This is a genomic window from Rhizobium leguminosarum bv. viciae, assembly GCF_012276115.1.
GTDB classification, from domain to species: Bacteria; Pseudomonadota; Alphaproteobacteria; order Rhizobiales; family Rhizobiaceae; genus Rhizobium; species Rhizobium leguminosarum_T.
This window is the reverse complement of record NZ_WIEU01000022.1, coordinates 87,892-111,714: the sequence shown is the minus strand read 5'-3', so window position 1 is coordinate 111,714 and position 23,823 is coordinate 87,892. Positions and strand designations below refer to the sequence as shown.

Annotated in this window: 20 protein-coding genes, 1 tRNA gene and 2 rRNA genes; 6 read left to right on the top strand and 17 right to left on the bottom strand. The window is 60.7% G+C overall.

What is annotated here, in order from left to right; translation table 11 throughout:
• The 6 genes from GFM02_RS28540 to GFM02_RS28520 form a co-directional block, all read left to right on the top strand.
• Window positions 1-107, top strand: a 23S ribosomal RNA gene (locus GFM02_RS28540); the annotation flags it as partial.
• Window positions 108-368: 261 nt separating this feature from the next.
• A 5S ribosomal RNA gene (rrf, locus tag GFM02_RS28535) occupies window positions 369-483 on the top strand.
• 214 nt (window positions 484-697) lie between these two features.
• Window positions 698-774 (top strand) — tRNA-Met (locus GFM02_RS28530).
• A gap of 347 nt (window positions 775-1,121) precedes the next feature.
• The gene (nuoH, locus tag GFM02_RS34840) at window positions 1,122-2,111 is read left to right on the top strand and encodes an NADH-quinone oxidoreductase subunit NuoH (RefSeq protein WP_205930501.1); all 990 of its coding nucleotides are present in this window, start codon (window positions 1,122-1,124) and stop codon (window positions 2,109-2,111) included.
• A gap of 21 nt (window positions 2,112-2,132) precedes the next feature.
• The gene (locus GFM02_RS34835) at window positions 2,133-2,699 is read left to right on the top strand and encodes an NADH-quinone oxidoreductase subunit I (RefSeq protein ID WP_205930500.1); all 567 of its coding nucleotides are present in this window, start codon (window positions 2,133-2,135) and stop codon (window positions 2,697-2,699) included.
• A gap of 44 nt (window positions 2,700-2,743) precedes the next feature.
• The gene (locus GFM02_RS28520) at window positions 2,744-3,184 is read left to right on the top strand and encodes a CBS domain-containing protein (protein ID WP_018243737.1); all 441 of its coding nucleotides are present in this window, start codon (window positions 2,744-2,746) and stop codon (window positions 3,182-3,184) included.
• Between the two features lie 75 nt (window positions 3,185-3,259).
• Here the strand turns inward: GFM02_RS28520 and nuoG are convergent, their stop codons facing one another.
• The 17 genes from nuoG to GFM02_RS28435 all read right to left on the bottom strand — a co-directional run bounded on the left by nuoG (window position 3,260) and on the right by GFM02_RS28435 (window position 23,809).
• Window positions 3,260-5,839, bottom strand: a complete 2,580-nt coding sequence (gene nuoG, locus GFM02_RS28515) for an NADH-quinone oxidoreductase subunit NuoG (protein ID WP_168323518.1) — start codon at window positions 5,837-5,839, stop codon at window positions 3,260-3,262.
• Between the two features lie 29 nt (window positions 5,840-5,868).
• Window positions 5,869-7,131, bottom strand: coding sequence for an NADH-quinone oxidoreductase subunit NuoF (gene nuoF / locus GFM02_RS28510; RefSeq protein ID WP_168323516.1), 1,263 nt, complete (start codon window positions 7,129-7,131; stop codon window positions 5,869-5,871).
• A 4-nt stretch (window positions 7,132-7,135) separates the two neighbouring features.
• Window positions 7,136-7,645, bottom strand: coding sequence for an NADH-quinone oxidoreductase subunit NuoE (gene nuoE, locus GFM02_RS28505; protein WP_168273327.1), 510 nt, complete (start codon window positions 7,643-7,645; stop codon window positions 7,136-7,138).
• A 16-nt stretch (window positions 7,646-7,661) separates the two neighbouring features.
• The gene (nuoD, locus tag GFM02_RS28500) at window positions 7,662-8,876 is read right to left on the bottom strand and encodes an NADH dehydrogenase (quinone) subunit D (RefSeq protein WP_168323515.1); all 1,215 of its coding nucleotides are present in this window, start codon (window positions 8,874-8,876) and stop codon (window positions 7,662-7,664) included.
• Window positions 8,877-8,905: 29 nt separating this feature from the next.
• Complete coding sequence (locus GFM02_RS28495; protein ID WP_168273328.1) at window positions 8,906-9,442, bottom strand: NADH-quinone oxidoreductase subunit C; 537 nt, start codon at window positions 9,440-9,442, stop codon at window positions 8,906-8,908.
• On the bottom strand, window positions 9,439-9,942 hold the full coding sequence (locus GFM02_RS28490) for a NuoB/complex I 20 kDa subunit family protein (protein WP_168273329.1): 504 nt from the start codon (window positions 9,940-9,942) through the stop codon (window positions 9,439-9,441). Before GFM02_RS28490 ends, GFM02_RS28495 begins: the two co-directional genes overlap by 4 nt.
• The gene (locus GFM02_RS28485) at window positions 9,930-10,295 is read right to left on the bottom strand and encodes an NADH-quinone oxidoreductase subunit A (RefSeq protein WP_168323514.1); all 366 of its coding nucleotides are present in this window, start codon (window positions 10,293-10,295) and stop codon (window positions 9,930-9,932) included. The genes GFM02_RS28490 and GFM02_RS28485 overlap by 13 nt, the downstream gene beginning before the upstream one ends.
• A gap of 153 nt (window positions 10,296-10,448) precedes the next feature.
• Window positions 10,449-11,888: an NADH-quinone oxidoreductase subunit N gene (locus tag GFM02_RS28480; protein ID WP_168273330.1), complete on the bottom strand. Its 1,440-nt coding sequence runs from the start codon at window positions 11,886-11,888 to the stop codon at window positions 10,449-10,451.
• Window positions 11,885-13,360: an NADH-quinone oxidoreductase subunit M gene (locus GFM02_RS28475; protein WP_168323513.1), complete on the bottom strand. Its 1,476-nt coding sequence runs from the start codon at window positions 13,358-13,360 to the stop codon at window positions 11,885-11,887. Before GFM02_RS28475 ends, GFM02_RS28480 begins: the two co-directional genes overlap by 4 nt.
• A gap of 8 nt (window positions 13,361-13,368) precedes the next feature.
• On the bottom strand, window positions 13,369-15,129 hold the full coding sequence (locus GFM02_RS28470; RefSeq protein WP_168323512.1) for a Na(+)/H(+) antiporter subunit D: 1,761 nt from the start codon (window positions 15,127-15,129) through the stop codon (window positions 13,369-13,371).
• Window positions 15,122-15,376, bottom strand: a complete 255-nt coding sequence (locus GFM02_RS28465; protein ID WP_020052273.1) for a hypothetical protein — start codon at window positions 15,374-15,376, stop codon at window positions 15,122-15,124. Before GFM02_RS28465 ends, GFM02_RS28470 begins: the two co-directional genes overlap by 8 nt.
• Complete coding sequence (locus tag GFM02_RS28460; protein WP_168323511.1) at window positions 15,373-16,836, bottom strand: monovalent cation/H+ antiporter subunit D family protein; 1,464 nt, start codon at window positions 16,834-16,836, stop codon at window positions 15,373-15,375. The genes GFM02_RS28465 and GFM02_RS28460 overlap by 4 nt, the downstream gene beginning before the upstream one ends.
• A 5-nt stretch (window positions 16,837-16,841) precedes the next feature.
• A complete protein-coding gene (gene nuoK / locus GFM02_RS28455; protein ID WP_026265523.1) occupies window positions 16,842-17,144 on the bottom strand; it encodes an NADH-quinone oxidoreductase subunit NuoK in 303 nt (100 codons plus the stop codon).
• Window positions 17,145-17,149: 5 nt separating this feature from the next.
• Entirely contained in the window at window positions 17,150-17,644 is a 495-nt protein-coding gene (locus GFM02_RS28450) for an NADH-quinone oxidoreductase subunit J (RefSeq protein WP_168323510.1), read from the bottom strand.
• A 234-nt stretch (window positions 17,645-17,878) separates the two neighbouring features.
• A complete protein-coding gene (locus GFM02_RS28445; protein ID WP_168323509.1) occupies window positions 17,879-21,259 on the bottom strand; it encodes a DEAD/DEAH box helicase in 3,381 nt (1,126 codons plus the stop codon).
• A gap of 134 nt (window positions 21,260-21,393) precedes the next feature.
• On the bottom strand, window positions 21,394-23,046 hold the full coding sequence (locus tag GFM02_RS28440) for a GNAT family N-acetyltransferase (RefSeq protein WP_168323508.1): 1,653 nt from the start codon (window positions 23,044-23,046) through the stop codon (window positions 21,394-21,396).
• A 271-nt stretch (window positions 23,047-23,317) separates the two neighbouring features.
• Complete coding sequence (locus GFM02_RS28435; RefSeq protein WP_017962677.1) at window positions 23,318-23,809, bottom strand: hypothetical protein; 492 nt, start codon at window positions 23,807-23,809, stop codon at window positions 23,318-23,320.
• Window positions 23,810-23,823 lie beyond the last annotated feature (14 nt).

Genomic DNA, 23,823 nt, shown 5'->3' with positions numbered 1-23,823 from the left:
GTATTCCCTATCAGAGCCGTGGAAGACGACCACGTTGATAGGCCGGGTGTGGAAGTGCGGCAACGCATGAAGCTTACCGGTACTAATAGCTCGATCGGCTTGATCGTTCTCATTGACTATGCTCATCGAACAAAGTTCGATGTGCCAGACCTTTGTCCTGACGCGCCAATGGCGCTGCGGACGGCGCGCCAAACGATTGGCGACGGCCTCTGGCCTGTATGGGTGCCACAAGCACCCGCAGCCGGAAGAGGTTCCAAAAGACGTGTTCAAAACCAGCGAAAGAGAATCAAATAGCCCTATTCGCTATTCGCTACTCCCTATTCGCTCCAAACCCAGCTTCTCAAAACAACAAAGTTGCGCTTTGCCGACCTGGTGGTTATGGCGGGGTGGCTGCACCCGTTCCCTTTCCGAACACGGCCGTGAAACGCCCCTGCGCCCATGGTACTTCGTCTTAAGACGCGGGAGAGTAGGTCGCTGCCAGGTCTGCAAAACGCAACTGATGTAAAACAATCTTCTCATCACAAACAAACGGCCCATGCCGTCACAAAAGGGCCGCTCACAAAGCGGCCTTTTGTGTTAGAATGCATCGGCAAGAAAACACGAGACAAATTGCAAAAGCAATTTGCTCGGGCAGTAAGAGTAAACCGCAAAAGCGGTTTACTCAGACGCGACAAATCCCTTCGGGATTTGCGCTAGGCGCGGGGTGGAGCAGCCCGGTAGCTCGTCAGGCTCATAACCTGAAGGCCGCAGGTTCAAATCCTGCCCCCGCAACCAAATCCCAACATACACATACTCAAAAACCCGCCCCGTGCGGGCTTTTTGCGTTGGTGCGCCAGGCATTTTCATCCGGCAGCGATGAGAGCCTCGGCGGTTTTTGATACGCAAGATGGCGCGGTGCAACCGGCGGAAACGCGAAGCATTCATCTTGCACAGCGAGCCACTCGTCTCAAAACGTCCTGAGCCCCGACACATCATAGCCGGCGGCGACATAACCGCGACGGCATTGTATGCGGTGCGTCGCCGTTGTACCATGTAGTCTGACAAGTGCGCGCAGTGCTCATTGTATAGCCGGAGCCAAAGTCCGGTCGTGCGCTTCAACCGATGAATAAGTAGCCGGGATCATGGAACTTATCGTCGCCCTTGGCCTGATCGTCTTGAAGGTCGCGTTCCTGATTGCGATCCTGCTGTTGCTACCCTTGCCGCTAACCTGGCTGGAACGCAAGATCGCCGGGCACATGCAGCAGCGGATGGGACCGATGCGCGTGGGATGGCACGGGCTGTTGCAGCCGGTGGCGGACGGAATCAAGCTCCTGACCAAAGAGGATCACATTCCGGCCGAGGCCGACCGGTTCCTGTTCAAACTGGCGCCAATCCTGGCGCTCGCCCCGCCCTTTGTGGTGTTCGTCGCGATCCCCTTCGGCGAAACTGTCTCGGTCCTCGGCCACGAGATCACGCTCTACGTCTCCAACATGAATGTGGCGCTCCTTTTCGTTTTCTCGGTGATCGGGATCGAGGTTTATGGCGTCATCTTCGGCGGCTGGGCCTCCAACAGCAAATACGCTGTTCTGGGCAGCCTCAGGACCTGCGCGCAGATGATCAGCTACGAGATCCCGATGGGGTTCGCGGTCATCGGCGTGGTCATGCTGGCGCAATCCATGAGCCTGCTCGAGATCGTGCGGGCGCAGGCCGATGTCTGGAACATCGTCTACCAGCCGGTCGGATTCTTCGTGTTCTTCGTCGCCGGGCTCGCCGAAGCACAGCGCATTCCCTTCGACCTGGCGGAGGCGGAGGGTGATCTGGGGGCCGGGTTCCATACCGAATACAGCGGTATCCGCTTTGCCTTCTTCATGGTCAGCGAATATGCCATCGTACTGCTTGTGTCAGTCCTGGTGGTGATCCTGTTCTTCGGCGGTTGGAACGGAGTTCTCATTCCCTTGCCACCGCTCCTGTGGTTTGTGCTCAAGATCGCGTTCTTCGTCTATGTGTTTATCTGGTTCCGCTTCACTTTCCCCCGCTACCGCTACGACCAACTGATGGCGATCGGATGGAAAGTCTTGCTTCCTCTTTCAATGGCGAACATAATTATAACCGGTGTACTTTTGGGGTCGTAGCGGCTCCGTAGCGAGGCGGCGATGTCGCGCGCGCAGGACAGAGTTGGAACATGGATTGGTTGGGCGTTCTTTGCCGATCTGGCGAGCGCCTTGGCTCTGACCTTCGGCTACATGTTCTCCAGATCCGTGACCATGCAGTATCCGGACAAGGAAAAGTGGCTGCCCTACTCCCGCTATCGCGGGCATCACTTCCTGACGCGTGATGAAGAGGGCGAGATCAAGTGCGTGGCCTGCGAACTCTGCGCGCGGATCTGTCCCTGCGACTGTATCGAAGTCGTCCCCTACGAGGACGAGAAGGGCAAGCGGCACCCGGCCAAATTCGAGATCGACACGGCCCGCTGCCTGTTCTGCGGGCTGTGCGAGGACGCCTGCCCGGCGGACGCGATCGCGCTTGGCCAACAATACGAATTCTCGAGTTTTTCCTCGGCTGACCTGGTAATCGGGCGCGATGATCTGCTCGCCAAGCCGGGTAAGGCGGCAACCGGCGGCGGCGTGGTTGCCGCGCGCCTGAATACGAAGCAGGATGTACTTGTCGAGACGAAAGAGACGCAGGGCTACAACTGGTGGCGGAATATCCGGCGAACATGAACGCGCGCCAGCTGTCAAACCGAAGCACTCGGAAGGAGGCTCAGATGTTTGTCGGTGAAATCATGAAAAACAAGGGTGTCGGTGTCATCGCAGTTGCTCCCGATCAGACGATGGTGGAGGTACTGCGGCTGTTTCGAGACAACAATATCGGCTTCGTCGTCGTCAGGCGATCGAACGGCAAATACCTCGGTACGCTGTCGGAGCGGGACTGCTGCAATGCGGTGGCGGAATACGGGGCCGAGGCGGCGGCAAAGCGGGTCGCGGACATCATGAACCGCAATGTGGCGACGTGTTCAACACAGGATTTGCTGCCCGTCGCGATGGGGATAATGACCCAGCGGCGTACGCGCCATGTGCTGGTCACAGATGGAGGCGACGTTGTCGGCGTGGTCAGCATCGGCGACGTGGTTAAACACAGGCTCGACGAAGCGCAGCGTACAGAGCAGGATCTGCAGGATTACATATGCGGGACCAGGTATCACTGACGTCGCCAACTCGATGTGAAGACGCCGGGGCGGGCAGCTTGCCGCGGAGCCTTGCGGTGCCCCGACCCCAAATCTTCAGACCCCACGCCAGATACGGCCTGGGCGGTCGACCTCAAGAGTGGCATGCGCCTTCTGGACTTCTACCGCGCATGGATATTCGCCCCGCCGCAGCAGGCTGTTGAGACGCAAGGCTCTATAGTTTTCCGGAACGAAGACGAGGCCCTTTGGAAACCGCCTGTCGACCTTGAGCTGCGCCGTCAGTTCGCCGCGGCCGGAACGCACGATTACCAGATCGCCATCCGAAAGGCCAAGCTCCACGGTATCCTGCGCGCTCATCGCGACATAGGGATCGTTGGCGACCGTGTTCAGGATGTCCGACCGTTCGGAAAGATATCCGTTGTGGAATAGGCAGTCGCCGGTGATCAGCATGAGCCCGTCGGCTGCTGTTGGAACGGGCGGTGGCGCAAGGGACAGGCCAGCCGGTAATGTTGGCACCGCCTTGGTGAATGCGCCGTCGGCGCCAAGCCCGTCCTGCGTCAACCCCTGATAGGCCGGAACCAGCCGGGCAATCTCGTCGAAAATTTCGGCTTGCGTCGATGGCCGCAGCGCCTGGTTGCGTAGCGCCGCGACGAAGTCGACAATCGCCAGATTGCTTCGCGCCTCGAAAACGGGCTCACGGAATTTGCGAACATTCTGGATCCGGCCCTCGTTGTTGGTGAACGTTCCGGATTCCTCGCCGTAGCCCGACGCGGGCAAGACGACCTCGGCCATGGCCGCCGTATCCGTGAGGAACGCGTCCTGCACGATCAGGAGATCGGCGGCGCCAAGCGCCCGCGTCACAAAGTCCCGGTCGGGATAGGCGACCAGGGGGTCGGTTCCGACGATGTAGAGCGCGCCCATCCGCCCACCGACGCAGAGCTCCAGCATGGCGTCGAGATCCGCGCCGGGTTCAGATGGGATTTCGGCGCTCCAGTTTCGTGCAAGAGTTGCGCGCGCCGCGTCATCAGCGACCGCCCGCAGCCCCGGCAGAGCCGCCGGCAGGACCCCCATGTCCCAGGCGCCCATCTGGTTGGCACGGTCGAAGAGAAACTGCATCGCCGGGCCCTTGCCTAGCAGGCGGAGAACGTGCAGCAGGTTGTTGAGCTGCTGCAGCGTCGCACGCGCTTCGGGTGATCTCAGGAGGCCGACGCTGACAAGCACGGTGACGCTGCGGCCTTCCTTGAGCGCGGCGGCCAGGCGATCCGGCCCGTCACTGTCGGCGCCCGCCGCTGGCCTGCCGATTGCCGCGTCGATGTCCGCAAAAGCGCCGCCCGGCAAGGCCTGACCAGCTACCGCTACGAGACCGGCGACCACCGCCGCAAGGCTCGCCGCTTCTCCGCCCGGAGGCACACGGACCACCACCCTGGCATCGGCGTCCAGACGCGATGGCCGCGCCGATAGCATGAGCAATCCGGTCTGCCGCCGCCGCGCGCCGTCCCGCAGCAGGTATTCGGTGACCGGGTTCTCCTCGGTTATATTGCCTCCGAGGACAAGCACGCAGTCGTTGCCGATTACGTCGTCCAGCGGCGTGCGGCTGTAGAAAGTTCCCAATAGCGGGCCGAGCGTATCGAAGGGCGCGGCCCAGCGTGACGAACAATCAATGTTGTTGGTCCGGAATCCTGTTCGCATCAGCTTCTGGAACTGATAAAGCACCTCGTTGGGCAGGCGAGGCGAGGCCAGCCCGCCGGCATCCTTCCTCTCGACGGCCAACAGTCGCCGGCGCAGATAGTCCCCCGCTTCGTCCCAGGAAACCGGAACCAGGGTGCCATCGTGACGGATCATTGGCTGCTTGATCCGGTCCCGGCTTGCAACGAAATCGAGGCCGAAGCGTCCTCGCACGCAGAGAGTTTCGTGGTTGACACCTTCGTCCCACTTCGAGCGCACCCGCATGAACTCGCCCTTGCGCGTGCCCACCGTCAGCTGGCAACCGGTGCCACAATGCGGGCAGACCGTGTCGGTCTCTACGAGATCCCAGGGGCGCGCCTTGTAGCGATAGGGGAAGCTCATCAGCGCGCCGACCGGGCAGACCTCGACGCAATTGCCGCACTGGTCGCAACTTGCCAGACTGCCCTCGAAGCCGGTGACGGCGGTATCCATGCCTTTTTCGACGGTGCCCAGCGCCACCGCGCCGACGACCTCCTCACACATCCGGACGCAGCGCTGGCACTGGATGCAGCGGTTGACGTTCATGATGATGACCGGACTCAGACGAATGTCCTCGGAGTGGAACACACGTTTGTCATCGCGGAATTGGCTTTCGCGGGGCCCGTAGGCCATTACCATGTCCTGAAGCTCGCATTCGCCGCCCTTGTCGCAGATCGGGCAGTCGAGGGGGTGGTTGGCGAGCAGCATGTCGAGCATGGAAGAGCGCGTTTCCTCGATCTGAGGCGTGTTCGTCCGCACCACCATGCCGTCGGTGACCGTGGTGGCGCAGGACGGCTGCAACCGCCGCAGCCCCTCGATCTCGACCAGGCACATGCGGCAGGAGGCCAGCGCCGGCAGGCGCTTCATATAGCAGAAGGTCGGGATATCGATACTCAAATGCTGGGCAGCCTGCAGCACCGTCGAACCGGGCTCGACTTCCAGTATTTGCCCATCGATCGTAACGCTAACCATACTTCCTCGCATCTGTGCCACGCAATCCTTCAGTGAAACGGGCACCTTCGTTCCTCAACATGGGCGACGAACTCTTCGCGGAAATGCTTAAGGGCTGCCCGCAATCCCATCGCGGCGCCATCACCCAAAGCACAAAACGTATTGCCGAAAATGCCTTTGCAGAGCATGTCCAACTGCTCCAGATCGCCGGGTGCGCCATCCCCGCCTTCAACCCGGCGCAGGACCTTCACGACCCAGTTCAATCCTTCCCGGCAGGGCGTGCACTTGCCGCAGGACTCATGGTGGAAGAACTCGATGATCCTGGTGGCGACCTTGACCATGCAGGTGCTATCGTCGATCACGATAACGCCAGCCGAACCGAGCATCGAGCCGGCGGCAGCCAGCGAGTCGAAATCCATACCCACGTCCAGCCCATGCTCCGGGATGACCGGTGCCGATACACCGCCGGGGATCACCGCTTTGATCTTGCGCCCCGGTGGAGGGCCGCCGGCGTGATCGACCAGTTCGCGCAGCGGTATGCCCATCGGCAACTCGTAGAGGCCGGGTTTGCGCACCTGCCCGCTGACGCAGTAGAGCTTCGGGCCGGGGCTCTTATCCGGGCCGATGTCCCGAAACCAGTCCGGCCCCCGCACAACGATATGCGGCACGCAAGCGAGCGTCTCGACATTGTTGATGACTGTGGGGCTGGCATAGAGCCCGGCCACGGCCGGAAAGGGCGGCTTCAATCGCGGCTGCGCCCGCTTGCCCTCGAGGGACTCGAGCATCGCGGTCTCCTCGCCACAGATATAGGCGCCGGCGCCGCAATGGATGTGGACGGTGAAACTGAAATCCGAGCCTAGAATGCGCGATCCCAGATAACCCTTTTCGTGTGCCTCGGCGATCGCCTGCTCCAGGCGACGGATCGCCGTCATATATTCTCCGCGGATGTAGACATAGGCGGTTTTGGCTCCAATCGCATAGGCGCTTACCGCCAGCCCCTCGATGAGTTGATGCGGATCGCGCTCCATGATGATCCGGTCCTTGAAGGTGCCTGGCTCGCCCTCATCGGCGTTGCAGCAAAGATATTTCGGCTTGTCGACCTGCTTCGGCACGAAACTCCATTTCATGCCCGTCGGGAATCCGGCACCGCCGCGACCGCGCAGGTTGGACCGTTTGACGAGGTCGACAACCTCGTCAGGCGTGTATTCGCGCAGCGCTTTCGCCAGCGCCTGGTAGCCGCCGCCAACCTCGTAGGTCGACAGCAGGTGACTGTCCGGCATGGCGACATTCTTGAGGAGAACCGGCTCGAACATGGCGCTACTCTCCGGGCGGTGTGGCGGCGAGATCGACACCTGTCGCTTGCCCCGCCTCAGTCCGCAACCTGTCAAGAAGCGCGTCGATACTCGCGACATCAAGGGCGCCGTGGTAATCGTCGCCGACCTGCATCACCGGAGCCATCTCGCAGGCACCGAGGCACTCGACGGTGGAAAGCGTGAACAGCCCGTCCGGTGTGGTGTCGCCCTTCCTGATCGCCAGCGCCGTTTCCAGATGCTTCAGCAGGTCCTCGGCTCCGCACAGCATGCAGGAAACATTGTCACAGAGTTGCAGGTGGAACATGCCCACCGGCTCGGTATGGAAGAGCGTATAAAAGGTCGCCAGCTCGTAGACCCAGATCCGCTCGACTCCGAGAGTGTCGGCGACTTCTTCCAGCACCTGACCAGGCAGATGGCCATGCTCCCTCTGCGCGATCAGAAGCGCGGGCATGATCGCAGAGCGCTGGTCGGGATACCGCGCCGCTGCCTCTTTTATCTTTTCGCGCATGGTCATTGCATTCAAATCCCTGCTACTTGTCCACCTCCGCCATCACCGGGTCGAGACTGCCGAGCACGGCGATCATGTCCGCCAGATAGCGGGCGTTGGTCACCCCGAACAGTCCCTGAAGGTTGACGAACGAGGGTGCCCGCACCTTCATGCGGAATGGTTTTGGCGACCCGTCGCTGATGATATAGAAGCCAAGCTCGCCCTTTGGCGCCTCGATCGCCGAATAGACCTCGCCCTTCGGCACCTTGAAGCCATAGGCCGACAGGTCGAAATGCTGGATCAGTGCTTCCATCGAGCAATGCACCTTGTCCTTGTCCACCGGGAAGGCGATTGTTGGCATGTCGATCTGGAACGGCCCCTCGGGCATCTGGTCGAGGCATTGCTCGATGATCCGGACGCTCTCGCGCATTTCCTCGACCCGACATTGCCAGCGCGCATAGCAGTCGCCCTCGTCGCGCGTGATGATGTTGAAGTCGAGCCGGTCGTAGATCTCATAGGGCTCGTCGCGACGGATGTCCCAGTCGACGCCCGAAGCGCGCAAGTTCGGACCGCTCAGGCCAAGATCGATGGCGTCCTCGGCGGAGATCACGCCGATCCCCTGCGTGCGCTTCAGGAATACCCGGTTGTTTTCGAGCAACCGCTCATAGTCGCGGATCCGGTTCGGGAAGATGTCGCAGAACTCCCTGATCTTGGGAAGGAAACCGTCAGGCAGGTCCTCGCGCACTCCGCCGACCCTGCAGAAGGACGTGTGCATGCGCGCACCGCTGATCATTTCCAGGAGGTCCATGATCATTTCGCGCTCCCGCATGGCGTAAAGCAAGGCGGTCATGGCGCCGAGGTCCATCGGCAGCGCGCCGGTGATCAAGACATGGCCGGAGATCCGCGCCAGCTCGGCCATCATCACGCGGATATATTGTGCGCGAATCGGTGCTTCTATGCCGAGGAGTTTCTCCACCGCCAGCGCGAAGGCGAGGTTGTTCGACGGTGGACAGAGGTAGTCGAGCCGGTCGGTGAGCGGAAAAATCTGGGTGTAGGTGAAGCTCTCCGCCAATTTTTCGGTGCCGCGATGGAGGTAGCCGATGTGTGGATCCACGCGCTTGACGTACTCGCCGTCCAATTCCAGGACGAGCCGAAGAACCCCATGCGTGCTCGGGTGCTGGGGGCCGAGATTGAGAAGCACCTCCTTGGTGTCGAACGCTTCGCCTTGCGGGCTGATCAGTTCGGTGACTTCGGTCATTTTAAGTTCCCGGCGTGGAGCGGCCTCCCTTATGGAATGTTCTTGGTGGCGAGGTCGGGCTGCGTCGGCGGCGTGCCTTCGGCGCCAAACGGGTTCAGCTTGTCCTTGTAGCCACGGAGCGGAAAATCCTTGCGCTGTGGGAAGCCCTCGAACCCTTCCCACATGTAGATCCGGCGCAAATCGGGGTGGCCCTCGAACCTGATCCCGTACATGTCCCAGGCTTCGCGCTCATGCCAATTGGCGGTTCGCCAGACTCCCGTCACCGACGGGAGCCGCGGCGGATCGGCGAGGCGGCATTTGATGCGAACGCGCCATTTGTTCGGTAGCGAATAGAGGTGGTACACCGTCTCGTAGCGTGGCATCTCAGGATAATGATCGACCCCGCAGATGTCCGACAGGAAGTTGAACCGCAACGCCGGGTGTTCCTTCAGAAACCGGCAAAGCTCGACGATCATGTCAGGCGGAGCGGCGAAGGCATGTACACCATGCGCGAAACCAAGATCGTCGATTGCCTCGCCGAACCGCTCCGTGATCGTAGTGCGGATGAGGGGCGTTTCCACACTCATGACGCTGCAACCCGATCGAGAGGAGTCCCGGCCAGTGCTCGGGATTTTTTAATCTTCTCCTGAAGTAACAGGAATCCATGCATCAGCGCCTCGGGCCGCGGCGGGCAACCGGGCACATGCACGTCCACCGGCACGAAGGTCTCCGCTCCCTGCACCACGGCATAGGTGTTGTAGACCCCGCCCGAGATAGCGCAGGTGCCCATGGCGATAACCCAGCGCGGCTCCGGCATCTGGTCATAGAGCCTGCGCACGACGGGAGCGAATTTCCGCGTCACGGTGCCGGCGATGATCATCACGTCGGACTGGCGCGGCGAAGGCCGGAACACCACGCCGAACCGGTCGAGATCATAGCGGGCGCACCCCGCCGAGATCATCTCGATGGCGCAGCAGGCAATTCCGAAGGTCTCGGGCCACAGCGCCGATTGTCGGCTCCAGTTGATAACGCTCTCGGCCGTGGTGAACAGCACGCTGTCGCGGATCGAATTGTTTACGCTTCCCATTCCAGCGCTCCCTTCAGCCAGGCGTAGGCGAAGCCCACAAGAAGCAGCACTATGAAGACGAACATCTCGACATAACCGACGAGCCCGATGTCTTTCAGGACAACGGCCCAGGGAAAGAGGAACATCGTCTCGACATCGAAAACGACCAACAGGATCGCGAGAATAAAGAACTGCACCCTGAAGCGGCCCCCGGCGGCCTCGCCTGCTGGGTCCATGCCGCATTCATAGGGCATGTTCTTTTCGGGATAGGGATTGGACGGGCGCAGCAGTGAGGAGACAAAAAGCGTCGTCCCTGTTACCAGAACAACTCCGGCGACCATGAAAAGAACGGGCAAGAATTCCATTGCAGCCATATCGCACTGCACCGGTTACCCACTGAAAGCTTTCCTAAGGCCGCGACCGCCCTGTTCAGGATGGTAATGCGGTCGCCCCGGGAAAGGGCTTGGGTAATCCTTTCTTGAGCTACGAGTTTATTCCGTCGGGCAGATCATTGCAAATTCAATCGGTCAGCCGCCAAACACCGAGTTTTGAGCAAGCCTCAGAAACCACGCGGGAAACAGGCCGATGCCGATGGTGCCCAAGGCGGTGAAGGCGAGCGTGGTGCGTACCGAGGGAGTCAGCGCCGGCTCGAACGTCCTCTCCGGCTCGCGCATGTAGATCACCATGACTATGCGGATGTAAAAATAGGCGGCGACGGCGCTCAGCAGTACCGCGATCACCGCCAGCATGACGAAACCTCGCTCGACCAGCGCGACCAGCACGTAGAATTTGGCGAAGAACCCGGCCGTCGGCGGAATGCCGGCCAGCGAGAACAGATAGAGCAGCATCAGAAGCGCCAGACCGGGATGCGACTTGGCGAAACCCGCGTAATCTTCAATGACCTCGCCTGAGAAATCGCCGTTCCGCATCATGATGACGGCGCCGAAAATACCAAGATTCATGAGGGAGTAGATCAGCAGGTAGAGCATCACGCTGGCGATTCCGTCCGCACCGCCGGCCACCACGCCGAAAAGGGCGAACCCGGCATGGGCAATGCTGGAATAGGCCAGGAGGCGCTTGAAATTATCCTGCACCAGCGCGACGAAACTTCCGAGCGCCATCGTCACCACCGCAATGACCGCGACGATGATCCAGACGTCCGAGGCCGCGACCAGCGGGTTGAGGAACACCCGCAGGATCGCCGCAAACCCTGCTGCCTTAGGGCCTACCGACATGAATGCGGTGATCGTCGTCGGCGCGCCTTCGTAGACGTCCGGCACCCACATATGAAACGGCACCGCGCCAACCTTGAAGACCAGCCCCGCGACGATGAAGACCTCTGCCAGGAGCAATCCCGGATCGAGCGGGTCGCCGGTCACAGCCGCAGCCATCCCGTCCAGTTGCGTCGTGCCGGTGAGCCCGTACATCAACGAAACGCCGTAGAGGAAAATCCCGGTCGAGACCGCGCCAAGGATCACGTATTTCAGCGCCGCTTCGTTCGACCGCCGCTCTCGCCGCAGGAAGCCGGTCAGCACATAGGTGCAGAGCACCATCAGTTCGAGGCCCACATAGAGCGAGAGGAGATCGGTCGCCGAAGCCATGATCATCATTCCCGACAGCGAAAAGAGCAGCAGGACATAGTATTCGCTGCTCCCGATCCGCTCGATATCCGCATATTTTCGCGACAGGAGGAATGTCAGTATGGTGGCCAGGTAGAACACGAACTTGAAGAAGACCGCGAAGCGATCGGCGATGAACATGCCCGTGTAGGCCGGCCGCACCTCGCTCGAAAGCATGAGTGTCGCCAAGGCGGCAATCAGCACGACCGCGACGGAGGCCCAGACAAGGAAATGTTCCTGGCCCTTGCGCACAAGCTGTCCCAGGATCAAAAGGATGCAGGCTCCAGTGATCACCACGATCTCGGGCAGGCTTGCGAGAGCCGACTGGAAAAGTGCTGCGGCAGTCATTGGCCGCTCCCTTTATCATGCACCTGAGCCAGCAGATGCTTCACCGAGACGTCGATGATGTTGAGAAAGGGTTTCGGATATAGCCCGACCCAAAGCACCAAGACGGCCAGCGGCAGGATCGCGACCATCTCGCGGGCGTTCACGTCGCGTATCTGGAATCGGACACCGACGCTGGCCGGACCAAGCGCGACTTTCCTGTACATGCCAAGCAGATAGGCCGCGCCCAACAACGCGCCAAAAACGGCGGACGCGCCGACGGCCAAGTTGGCCGCAAAACCGCCCGACAGCACCAGCAGCTCGCCCACGAACGAATTCGTCCCCGGCAGCGCCATTGACGACAGAGTGAACAGCGCCAGAAACGCCGTATAGACCGGCGCCGCCTTCATCAGCCCGCCATAATCTGCAATGCTTCGCGTGTGTGTCCGCTCGTAGATCAGCCCGACGAACAGGAACAACGCGCCGGTCGTTACGCCATGATTGAACATTTGCAGGATGCCGCCCTCGAGCCCGCGGAGGTTCAGCGCAAAAATCCCCAGCGTCACGAAGCCCATGTGGCTGATGCTGGAATAGGCCACCAGCTTCTTCAGGTCGTCCTGCGCCAGCGCAAGCAACCCGCCATAGACGATCGCAAGCGCCGAAAGCGAAAGCATCAGCGTCGAATAATACACCGACGCCTCCGGCAGCATCGGCAGCGAGAACCGCAGGAACCCGTAGGCGCCCATCTTCAGGAGCACCCCTGCAAGGATGATGCTGCCTGCCGTCGGCGCCTGTACATGGGCGTCCGGCAGCCAGGTATGGACCGGCACCATCGGCACTTTGACGGCGAAGGCGATCAGGAAGGCGAAGAATAGCCAGGACTGGACCGGGAACGGCAAATCCTGCGCTGTCAGCGCGAGGATGTCGAAGGTCTCGCCGCCGTTGAAATAGAGCACGATGACACCGATGAGGAACAGGAGGCTGCCCGCCAGCGTGTAGAGGAAGAACTTGAACGCCGCATAGACCCGGCCTTCGCCGCCCCAGACGCCGATGATCAGGTACATCGGGATCAGCATCGCCTCCCAGAAGACGTAGAACAGGAACAGGTCGAGCGCGCAGAACACCCCCAGCATCAGCGCCTGCATGGAGAGCAGACTGACCATGAACGCCTTTATCTTGCGGTCGATCGCGACCCACGAGGCGAGCACGCATATCGAGCCCAGCAGAGCGGTCAGGAAAACGAAGAGCGCGCTTATCCCGTCGATGCCAAGCGCATAAGTGATCCCGAGCGCGGGCACCCATAGGCGTCTCTCGGTGAACTGCATCGCGTGGGTCGTGGTGTCAAAGCTCGCCAGCATGGCGATGCAGAGAGCGAGGTCGAGGATGGTGACGGCCAGCGCGGTCCACCGCACTGCATCGTCGCTGCGCAGAAACATCAGAACCGCTGCCCCGGCGACTGGCGTGAATACGATGACACTGAGTAGCGGCAATCCCATCACGCCCCCTACCGCCACACCACGGTGAGGACGACAGTGGCTGCGATCACACCTGCGATCATCGCCAGCGCGTAATGGGTCACGACGCCGGTCTGGAGGCGCCGCAGCGTCCCGCCACCATTCAGGATCGCCCGGGCGACGCCATTCACGATGGCATCCACACCGGCGAGATCAATCCACAGTCCCGCCCGCGCCGCCCCATGCAGGAAAGGCAGAACCGCGGTCTCGGACACGTCACTCACCGTCTTCTCGTAGCGCGTCAGCGGTTTTCCGGCGATCCACATGAAGACCCGCGCGCCCTTGCGGTAGAACCAGTCGGTGTCGATGCTGATCGTGTTCTCGGGGTCGAGCGCCCTGAGGAATATGACAAAACCCAAGGCGGTGAACATCAGCACGCCAAGGCTCTCGGTGACATGGACGCCGGTGTAGGGCTCGAAGTCGACCGGATAGGGTAGAAGTGCGTAAAGCGGCTGCGGGACAACGCCGATCGCGATGCAGAGCACCGCCGCCATGCCCATCGCAACCAGCATGTTGCGGGGCGGCTCCCGCGCCTCCAGCTTCCGGTCCGTGCCGAAGAACATGTAATAGGGGAGCTTGAGACCGGTGTGGAGGAATGTCCCCGCCGAGGCCATCGTCAGTGCCAACACCACCAGCGCGCGGTGATCCTGTCCGGCGGCGGCCACCACCATCGACTTGGTGACGAAGCCCGAGAAGAATGGAAATGCCGAAATCGCGAAAGCGCCAACCATGTAGAGCGCCACGGTCACCGGCATGGTCTTGTAGAGCCCACCAAGCTCGGTGAGCTTGCGCCGGCCGGTGACGTAAATCACCGCCCCAGCACCCATGAACAAGAGCGCCTTGTAGAGGATATGTGCGAAGGCATGACTGGTGGCCCCGTTCACCGCCATCTCGGTGCCGATGCCGACGCCTGCCACCATGTAGCCCACCTGGCTAACGATGTGATAGGCCAGTAGCCGCCGGCAGTCGTTCTCCAGCACCGCGTAGACGACGCCGTAGAGCGCCATCGCGATGCCGAGCCAAACGAGAAGTTCAGTTCCCGGAAACGCCCGCGCCAGCACATAGACGGCGGTCTTGGTGGTGAAGGCGCTCATGAACACCGCGCCGGTGACAGTCGCCTCCGGGTAAGCGTCGGTCAGCCAGGCGCTGAGCGGCGGCACAGCGGCGTTGAGCATGAACCCGGCAAGGATCAGGTAAGCGCCGACGCCCATCTCGCCTGCGATCGGGCCGAAGAGCAGCGAGCCAGTCGAGAGCCCGTAGAGAATGACGCCGCCAAGTAGGACGACGCCGCCAGTGATATGGACCATGAGATACCGGAACCCGGCGGCGATCGCCCGTCGGCCGCCTTGGGCGAAGACCAGGTAGGCAGAGGCAAACGCCATGCCTTCCCAGAACAGGTAGAGCGTAAGGTAGTCGCCGGCGAACACGACGCCGAGGGCGCTGCCGACGTAGACAAATGCAGCGACATGCTGGCCGGGGCGAGGCAGGTGCAGCGCATAGACCGTTCCGATCAGCGCCATGATGGTGAAAACGGTGGCGAAGACGATGCTCAGCTTGTCGACCTTGGCGATGAGGATTTCCTGCCCGATGAACTGCGTCGCGCCGTAGGTTCCCGGTTGTATCGTCAGCACGGCGAGGATCGCCAGCGCCGGGATCAGCAGCAGATAGGCTTTGCGGATCGATCCGTTCAGGAAAGGGATCGGCAGGGCGCCGAGAATGAACAGCAGGGCGGGATGGACGAAGTCAGTCATAATAGTCCTCGCGCCGCATGAGCCCAGCCCGATGGCCGAGGAATTTGGAAACGAAAATCAGCAGCACGCAGGATAAGAAGCCGTAGACAGCCGACCAGCCCGGCAGGCGGTCCCAGAGGTATTCGGCGTGTTCGCGGTGGACCAGAAAGTCGGCGATGACGATCAGAACGAGCACCAGATAGAACAGCCGGCGGCGCTGGTTCGCATGTTCCTCGTCACCAAAGAAGTCGACGACACGCTTGATCATCTGACAACTCCTTCCGCCAGGGCGAGGAAATAGCCGGGAAAGATGCCCATCGACACCGACAAGATGGCAGTCGCAACCAGCGGGATCGTCATCATCGGAATTTCACGGACCGTCGCCGGGCTCCCCTGCGCTTCCGTCCCGAAAAAGGCGACATAGCTGACAGGCAGGAAATAAGCTGCGTTCAGGACTGAACTCGCAAGGAGCACGACCAGGAACGCAATTTCGCCCGCCTCCACCGAGCCCCGCGCCAGATACCACTTGCTGACGAAGCCCGCGGTCGGCGGCACCCCGATCATGCTCAGCGAGGCGACGAAAAAAGCACCCATCGTCCAAGGCAGCCTGCGGCCGATGCCGGCCATGTCGCTGATATTCCGCTTTCCCGACGCGCAAAAGATCGAGCCGGCGCAGAAGAAGAGGGTGATCTTGGAGAACGCATGAGCCGCAATGTGGATGATGCCGCCGACCATCGCGACCGGCGACAACAGAACCGCGCCCAGAACGACGTAGGACAGCTGGCTGACCGTCGAATAGGCGAGCCTCGCCTTCAGGTCGTCCCGCGTCAGGGCATAGACGGACGCCATCAGGATCGTGAAGGAGACCAGATAGGCCGTGGCGATGCCCAGCCCCAGCCCGCCCACCAGCCCCGTGCCGAAAACGTGGAACACCACCCGCAGCACGCAGAACACGCCCATCTTGACCACGGCCACTGCATGCAGGAGCGCGCTGACCGGTGTCGGCGCCACCATCGCGGCAGGCAGCCAGGCGTGCATCGGCATTACCGCAGCCTTGGCGAAACCGAAAAGGTAGCAGAAATAGACGACCGTCAGCATCGCGGCAGAAGCATCGCTCCCTGCCAGCAGTCCCCCCGACACAAAATCGAACGACCCCGCAATGTGGTAGGTCAGCGCCAGCGCGGCGAGAAGCAGGCTTTTCGACGCGCCCATCAAATAGACGAGGTACTTGCGGCTGCCCGCCCATCCCTGTTCATCCTCGTGGTGGTAAACAAGCGGATAGGTCACGAGGCTAAGCATCTCGTAGAAGATCACCAGCGTGAACAGATTGGCGGAAAAGGCGCCCCCGACGGCCGCCGCGAGGCTGGCGGCGAAGCAGGCGAAGAACCTAGTCTGCGCATGCTCGTTCAAGTGGCGCATGTAGCCGATGGAATAGATCGCCGCCACGATCCACAGGAGCGACGAGACGGTGGCGAATACCATGCCGAGCGCATCCACCCGGAAAGCGAAGTCTATCCCCGGCAAAATCTCGAACAGGCGCAATTCGACCGTCCCGCCCGCCAGCACCGTGGGCGCCATCGAGGCGACAATCGCGAACATGGCGATTGCAGCGAGCGGCGAGACGATATCGCGGAGCTTCTCGCGGTTGTGCAGAAGGAGAACGGCAAGGGCCGCCAGGCCTGCTATGGCGACGGCAAGCAGCGGCCGGATCGATATCACCGGGTCCAAAGCCGCTATCCTTTCATCATGGTCACTTCGTCGACCTTGAGGGTGGATTTGTTCCTCACGAGGGCGACCAGGATACCGAGGGCGACGGCAACTTCCGCCGCGGTGATTGCGATGACGAAGATCGCGAAGATCTGCCCGCGGAAATCGCCGTAGTAACGCCCGAAAGCGATGAAATTGATGTTGACCGAGTTGAGCAGCAGCTCCAGCGACATCAGCACGACCAGGATATTGCGCCTGACCAGCACGCCCGCTGCTCCGATCACGAACAGGACCACTCCGAGTAGAATGTACCACGAGAGCGGAACCATCAACCCTACTCCTTCCGCGCCAGCACGATGGCGCCGACCAGGGCGGCCAGAAGGATGACGGACGCAGCTTCAAACGGCAGGAGATAGTCGGCGAAAAGTGTCGTGCTGAGCTGCCTGGTCTGATCGCCGCCGCCCATGGCAGCGGGCTCCGTGATCGAAAAGCGGTCGGTCCAGAGCACCAGCACAAGCATCTCGATTCCAAGCAGGAAGAGCAACACCATGGCCGGCAGGTTGCCGCCCGGCAAGAACCGCTGCAACACCGCTTCGCGTACATCGATCATCATGATCACGAACAGGAACAGGACCATGATCGCGCCGACATAGACGAAGATCTGGATGACCGCGAGCAACGGCGCCTCGAGCATAACGAAGATTGCCGAGATGTTGAGGAAACACGCCATCAGCGCCAATGCGCTGTGCACCGGATTCCGGGCCAAGACCACCGTCAGGGCCGTGATCACGGACACCGTAGCGAACACAAGAAAGAACCCCGGTTCCATCGACGCCGACCCTCCGACGCGAACTGCTACCCGGCGCGAGACGGCCGGAATTGAGATTGCGCCGCAAATTCCGATGCGTTCACAAATTGTGCCCTAATATCGGATTTTTCACAAGATTATTGTCATTGGCGGAGCAAACCAGGCCAGTCCGGATGTGGGGAAGGTCGCTTGCGAAACGATTCCAGACGTCGGTCGAGGCAAGGATCCAATGAGCAGCAATCGGATCCCGATCCTTCAGTCCAATTCAATGCGGCCCAGGAATTCTGCTGCCTGCAATGTATCCAAGGCGCTCGCTGTCTCCCGGAAATAAGGCAGGCCCTCCCAGAGGCTGCGATCGCCGACGATATAGAATCGGCGCTTGGCGCGCGTGAGGGCAACGTTCAAGAGGTTCGGCTTCGAAGCGGCCCAACTGGCCGCTCCGCTATGGTCGGCATCGGCGCCGAGCACCATGAAAACGATGTCTTCTTCCTTGCCCTGGAAGGTATGCACCGTGCCTATCCTTTCCTTCAACCACCTCGACAGCTTCGGTGGAGATGCGCGCATATTTCCGTTCGGATCGATCCATGTCGCGTGGGTGAGAGCCTGCCTCAGACTGTTCTTGATCTCTTTGAACGGCGAGATGATATAGAGATCCGGCAACGCGCCGTCCCGGCGATAGGTGGCGGTAAGGAGATCGACGATGAAATCCGTCTGTTCCGCAACGGCCTGTTTGCCCGATACCCTGCCCTTGACATCGATCCAGGCGCTGTCGCCGTAAAACGGCGGCACGTCGCCGGCCGGCCGGCGCTCTTCCAGCCCGAAGACCATCTTGTTCTGATAGGCGATCCGGTTGGCAAGGGCAAACATCGGATCGATGCAGCGCCGATGTACCCTGAGGGGGCTGCCGATCCAGAGCCCGTCGGCTTCCTCGCCCGAGACCGCCGTCCCGTAGCGGTTGGTGGCATCGGCCAGCATCTGCACCGACGCCCTGTTCGGCGAATATTGTCCTGCCGCCGTGTGGGGCGAGAGAGCCGAGATGGCGGTGATCAGCGCGCTGGGCAGCGTGAAGACCGGTTCGATCTGCTGGGGATCGCCGATCACCATAACGCGCCGGGCCCGCAACAGGGCGCCGACGGCCGCTTGCGGCACCGCCTGACCAGCTTCATCGATGAAGACCCAGCCGATCGAGCCGGTGTCGAGACCGCGGAACTGCCGGGCAAAGGAGGCGAAGGTCGTCGAGACGATGGGAACGATCATGAAAAGGCTCTGCCAGATCAACGCAATGTGCTCGCCGTCGGCGGGTCCGTTGTTGGAAAGCAGTTTGTTGATGGCGACGATGTTTCCTCCAAAACCTCCGCCTTTCTTCCCCACGTCAGCCAGCCACGCTTCATGCAGCGTCAATGCCGCTTCCAGCAATGCAGAACGCAGACCTGCCAGTTCGTCTCGATGCCACAGACCGTCAATCTGGAACTGATCGGTCTCGAGATCGGCGAGACGCCCGGGTAGGATGGGATGATCGAGAATCTTTCCGAGGCGATCGTATTCCTCTCTCTTCCTCGACCAGATTTCCCGTTGCGATCCTAGCGTCTGTTCCGCCCGCTGATATCCCCGCAGCGCCCGTTTCAGCGCAGGTCCATGGGTTTTTGCAATATGACGCTCGCATTCCGCCAGTGCCTTGCGCAATTCCAGCTGCCTGCGCGCATTGGCGATAACATTTTGCCGATGCTGGCGTGCAGGATTGGCCGGCAGCACTTTCTCCCACCACGCGGGAGCGCTGCGGTCGAGCAGTTGTTCCTCCTCCTTCAGCTGAGACAATCCTTCCCTGATACGGAGCATTTCGGCCGCGACCATGTCGCATCGGTCCTGCGCATGTCGAAGCTCGCTTGCGGCCGCCCTAACCTTTTCAAGCGCCTCGCGGCAGAAAGCATCCTGCGAAATCAGGGAGATTTCGTCATGGAGATCGGCATAGCGTGCATATTGGCCGATCTTGTCGCGAACCACCCTGTCGGCGGCCTGAAATGCCGCCGATGCTTCGGCGAAGTTTGGTCCCTTATAACCCTTTAGCCACTCCCAGATGGTCTCTGGTTTGTAGGCACCGGACCAGCCGGGCTTCGGCCTTTCGGCGATCTCCATGAAGGCGAAACGTTCCTTGAACGCTCGGCGATTCCGGGAATTGCCGAGCGCACAGGTAATCAGCCCCCATGGGCGGTCGCCGTCCGAGAGCCTGACGACCGCCCCGTTGTCCTTCTGGCAAGCGATTTTGTGCGCGATGGTCTGCAGATATTGGAAGGAAGACGTTCTCGCGACCGAGCTTCGCTTCGGAAGGTCGCGCGAAATATTCTCCACGGCGGCGTTGTTGGAGGAGGCGACGACCATTTCGAATCCTGCCAGGGCCGGGATCAGCGCCGATATCGAGGCCGTGCTCCGGTCCGAGAAAATGACGCGGCGCGGCGCGCCATCGAAGGCATCGCGCGCCGTCTTCAAGGAGGCCAGGATGCGGGCGCGCCGAACGATATTATCCGCGAACATGTCGCGAAGCAGCGTCGTCTTTCCCGTCCCTGGCGGGCCGTTGACCGAGAACAGTCCCGTTTCCGACAGGTCGTCGATCGCCGAATTGATCGCGAACTGTTGCATGAGGCTCATGGCGTGGTGAGGTTCGCTGAGCCAGCGCCCGCGGTTGAGTTTTCCAGGATGCAAGGCCCGAACGATCGCCCGGCGTCCGTCCTCCGAGTAGAGATCGATCCGTTTCTCATGCGCCAGCGGGGTGAGATATTGCCTGAGTGGCGCGGAGATATCGCCATGCGTGACGCGTATCATCGCCCGCTCGATGTCCTCGATGAAGAAGCTGTTCAGGATGCCGATGTCGTCTTCAACGCTTGCACTCTCGTCCTCCTCGTCGTCGGCATCGAGCGCATTACTATCAGGCGGTGGCGGCAAGGAGATGAGCTCAGGTTTTTCCACCCGGTCTCGATAGCGTATTTCAACAGCGGCGATGGGCTTTTCGTGCTTCGAGGCAAAGCCGGCCCAATCGCAGAGCAATTCATGCAGCGTCAGGATTTCGTTGGCATCGATCGGTTGATCTGCCGTGTCCTCGGCGGACGAAGATCTCAGATGCCGTTGAGCCCGAAAGTTTTGAAGCAATTCCGAGAGCTGCCGTTTGCTGTCGGCAAATGCCTCATGGCTGAGCGAGGAGAGGCCGGATTTCCGCACCCGTCCCAGAGCCCATGGAAGGGTGGAAACCGAAAATGTTTCAAACATCGGCTGCCCCAAAGGGGAGAGCTGGAGGCTGGCAAAGCAGGTATCGCCATCGAGATCACTGCGTTCGGCATCGTCATATTCGGCGATATCGGCTGTAACGCTATCGAAGTGTCTGCGGATATCGGCAATTTCGGATTTGTTGAAAACCCCGAGGAAGAGGGTAAAACCCGTGATCTGCTTCTCCTCGGGGATCGCTGGACGGCTGAGTGCTGCACCGTCATCCCCGAGTGTTTTCGCATGCAACCAGAAAACAGTTCGGCCTTCACCGGAGACGATACGACTGGAGAGATCGTAAGGAATGAAGAACTCGATCTTGTGCCAGAAATCGAGAATGGCCAGAAGCCGTTCCCTTTCGGCGCCGTCTGCAATTGTCTGCATGACTTCTCACTGAGGAGTTGCAAAAGTAGGCTCGCGCTTTCTTTTAGCAACGATTGCAGCTCAAAATCAAAGACCATGGTGGCGGCGCGTCCCGGAGCCGCCGGACCGCATTTCCGCACCATGGCAAGGCCAAATCAATGCAGACGCGGTCGGCGTCGCTCGCTGAGTTGCCGTCCCCTGTTCCAGCGGGCGATGGTCTCCGGCACGACGTCCGTCTTGCCAACGGCGGGCTCGGCGATCGAGCGCAGGCGTTCGAGGGCAATCCCCGCCTTGGCGGCATAATCGAGCGAAGTCGGATCGTCCGAATGCACGTCTTGGATCGCGGCGAAGACGGCCTCGGCCTCGGCCAGCCGTTTGCTGGCCGCAAGGGCGATGCCGCGCTTGTAATGTGCCTGGATAAGATGCGGCCCGATCTCGCCGACCCGGCGGAAAGTCTCTGCGGCCTGCTCATATTGATGCAGGGCAAGCTGCGTGTCGCCAAGCCGCATTTGGATCGGTGTCGGATCGGGCGCTTGCTCGACGAGAACCTTGTAGGCAGTCAATGCCTCCGTCAGCTTGCCGCGGTCGAATAGCAGATTGGCGAGCCCGAATTCCGCGCCGGTATGGCCTGGAGCCGATTGCAGGACCTGGTTGAAGGCGATCTCCGCCTTGCTCCGGGCTCCGTTGCGGTACATGTCGAGCGCCTGTTCATAGACGAAACGAATGCTGCGCGGGTTGAGCACGCCATGCAGATTCTGGCCGTTGCGGGTGCGGAACAGGGTGCAGCTGATCCGCCTTTCCTCCGCCCCGAACATATATTTATAGGGTTCGTTTCCACGTAGGAAGTCATAGGTCTTGAAGCCGTGCTCGATCGCTCGCCGGATGCAGTAGCCATGCAGAATGAGACCGGGAGACGGCGTCTTCCAGTTTTCGTCGCGGCCGGTGATATAAAAGAGGATCGCCTTCTTCCGCCGGTCGACGATATTCGCCAGCGCGCCGAGCGGCTGGTCGCCATGCCAAAACACCGGCACCTCGAGATTGCCGCAGTTGAAGCTGTCCATCAGCATTTCGCGTGTGGTGATGATCAGCCGCTCGGTCCGCTCCGCGCCTTTGCGGGCACTCCACTTGATCCGCCAGAGATTGAAGAGGATGTCCAAGTCCCGATCGATGGTCTCGGTGGTTGCCATCGTGATCCGGTAAATATCGTCTCCTTCGACCTTGCGCAGGAACCGCCGGAGCTTCTGGCGAGTCTGGCTACTCATGCGCTGTTCGAGATAGTCGTCGAAGCTTGCCGGCAGGGGGACGATCGGGCAGATCGTATTGTCGATATTCTCGCTGTTTTTGGGCGAGCTGTCGCGAAACATCACCTCCGGCCCCTGCAGCGCCTCGATCATCTTCTCGCGCCGGCCGGCAGGGCCGCTGAAATATTCGAGCTTCAGGTCGGTCCAGTTCTGATGCTTGAGAAACGAAGCAAAGCCGGCAATGGCGTGATGCTCGTAATCCGGTCTGACGATGAAGCCGGTGTAATCGGCCGCAAAATTCCCGGCCATGATGATCTCGTCGTAGAAGAGCCCGGTCTTCTCGTTCAGATGCGTGATGAGGCGCAGCGGAAAGAAGGCGACATAGGGTGCTTCGGGATCGCGTTCGCGAAGGGCGAGGATGAACCAGCGGCGTCGGCGGGAGAGATAGTTCTTCAGCCATATCCAGGAGAGGAAATGCTGCGCGTCGGGATCTTCCAGGAAAACCTGATCCCAGTTCTCGCGGACCGCCTCGAACCCCGCAATGGTGTCGATGATATCTATGCGCATGTCCGCCCCCCCAATACCCCATACGTCACTCGGGAGGTTTCATTCTAATGGGAAACACCGATCTTCAAATAAACCGTCCGGATGATTTACGGAGCCCAAATGGGATTAGTCCTGAGCCGGCGCATAACCCAAAATCGCATCCGGTTTTTGGTAGGAATTATACACAGATTCAAAACGATAGGGTGCAGCGGGTCCTGAAGGATGTAGCGCTTCAACGGACCTCGCCCGAAAGTGTGCAGCGGTTTTGAGAACATGATACATAAGGATTAGATCAGAGTTCGCCGGAGATCCGCGGGCTCGCATGGATGAAGGCCCAGAGCGTCCGGCTGATGGCGACGATCTCGGCGATCGACTTTTCGAGAAGGTCGAGCTCGCGCGCGTCCATCTGTTCGATCTTGCCGTAGCGGATCTGCTTGTCGTCCTCGACGAGCCGCATCAGCTGTGTGCTCGAAATCTCTCCTTTTTCGTCGAAGGAATAGATGCAGTGATTGTACTTGTTGCGGATCTTGGATTCCTTCTTCAGCCGCGCCATGGCCGAAAGGATCGCCTTCCGGTCGGAAGGGGAGGTCGAAGCGAGCTTGGACAGCCGTTCGATGAGATCGATCCGGGCGCGCGTGGTGTTCAGCGTCAGGAACACGACGATTGCTGCATCCTTTTCGACCCGGAGAAGATGGGCGATGATGTAGATCAGCAGGCTTTCGGTGTTCGTCCAGACATAGTTCAGGCGGCCGACCCGCAGCAGGACATCGGACATCGCCGCCATGCTTGACCCTTTCT

Excerpts from the sequence above, each read along its gene's own strand:
- GFM02_RS28520 (WP_018243737.1), top strand. The coding sequence starts at position 2,744 with ATGTTTGTCGGTGAAATCATGAAAAACAAGGGTGTCGGTGTCATCGCA.
- nuoH (WP_205930501.1), top strand. The coding sequence starts at position 1,122 with ATGGAACTTATCGTCGCCCTTGGCCTGATCGTCTTGAAGGTCGCGTTC.
- nuoK (WP_026265523.1), bottom strand. The coding sequence starts at position 17,144 with ATGGTTCCGCTCTCGTGGTACATTCTACTCGGAGTGGTCCTGTTCGTG.
- GFM02_RS28435 (WP_017962677.1), bottom strand. The coding sequence starts at position 23,809 with ATGGCGGCGATGTCCGATGTCCTGCTGCGGGTCGGCCGCCTGAACTAT.
- nuoG (WP_168323518.1), bottom strand. The coding sequence starts at position 5,839 with ATGGTTAGCGTTACGATCGATGGGCAAATACTGGAAGTCGAGCCCGGT.
- GFM02_RS28445 (WP_168323509.1), bottom strand. The coding sequence starts at position 21,259 with ATGCAGACAATTGCAGACGGCGCCGAAAGGGAACGGCTTCTGGCCATT.
- GFM02_RS28485 (WP_168323514.1), bottom strand. The coding sequence starts at position 10,295 with ATGGCTGCAATGGAATTCTTGCCCGTTCTTTTCATGGTCGCCGGAGTT.
- GFM02_RS28480 (WP_168273330.1), bottom strand. The coding sequence starts at position 11,888 with ATGACTGCCGCAGCACTTTTCCAGTCGGCTCTCGCAAGCCTGCCCGAG.
- GFM02_RS28440 (WP_168323508.1), bottom strand. The coding sequence starts at position 23,046 with ATGCGCATAGATATCATCGACACCATTGCGGGGTTCGAGGCGGTCCGC.
- GFM02_RS28490 (WP_168273329.1), bottom strand. The coding sequence starts at position 9,942 with ATGGGAAGCGTAAACAATTCGATCCGCGACAGCGTGCTGTTCACCACG.
- GFM02_RS28495 (WP_168273328.1), bottom strand. The coding sequence starts at position 9,442 with ATGAGTGTGGAAACGCCCCTCATCCGCACTACGATCACGGAGCGGTTC.
- nuoE (WP_168273327.1), bottom strand. The coding sequence starts at position 7,645 with ATGACCATGCGCGAAAAGATAAAAGAGGCAGCGGCGCGGTATCCCGAC.
- GFM02_RS28475 (WP_168323513.1), bottom strand. The coding sequence starts at position 13,360 with ATGGGATTGCCGCTACTCAGTGTCATCGTATTCACGCCAGTCGCCGGG.
- GFM02_RS28465 (WP_020052273.1), bottom strand. The coding sequence starts at position 15,376 with ATGATCAAGCGTGTCGTCGACTTCTTTGGTGACGAGGAACATGCGAAC.
- GFM02_RS28450 (WP_168323510.1), bottom strand. The coding sequence starts at position 17,644 with ATGGAACCGGGGTTCTTTCTTGTGTTCGCTACGGTGTCCGTGATCACG.
- GFM02_RS34835 (WP_205930500.1), top strand. The coding sequence starts at position 2,133 with ATGTCGCGCGCGCAGGACAGAGTTGGAACATGGATTGGTTGGGCGTTC.
- nuoF (WP_168323516.1), bottom strand. The coding sequence starts at position 7,131 with ATGTTCGAGCCGGTTCTCCTCAAGAATGTCGCCATGCCGGACAGTCAC.
- nuoD (WP_168323515.1), bottom strand. The coding sequence starts at position 8,876 with ATGACCGAAGTCACCGAACTGATCAGCCCGCAAGGCGAAGCGTTCGAC.
- GFM02_RS28470 (WP_168323512.1), bottom strand. The coding sequence starts at position 15,129 with ATGACTGACTTCGTCCATCCCGCCCTGCTGTTCATTCTCGGCGCCCTG.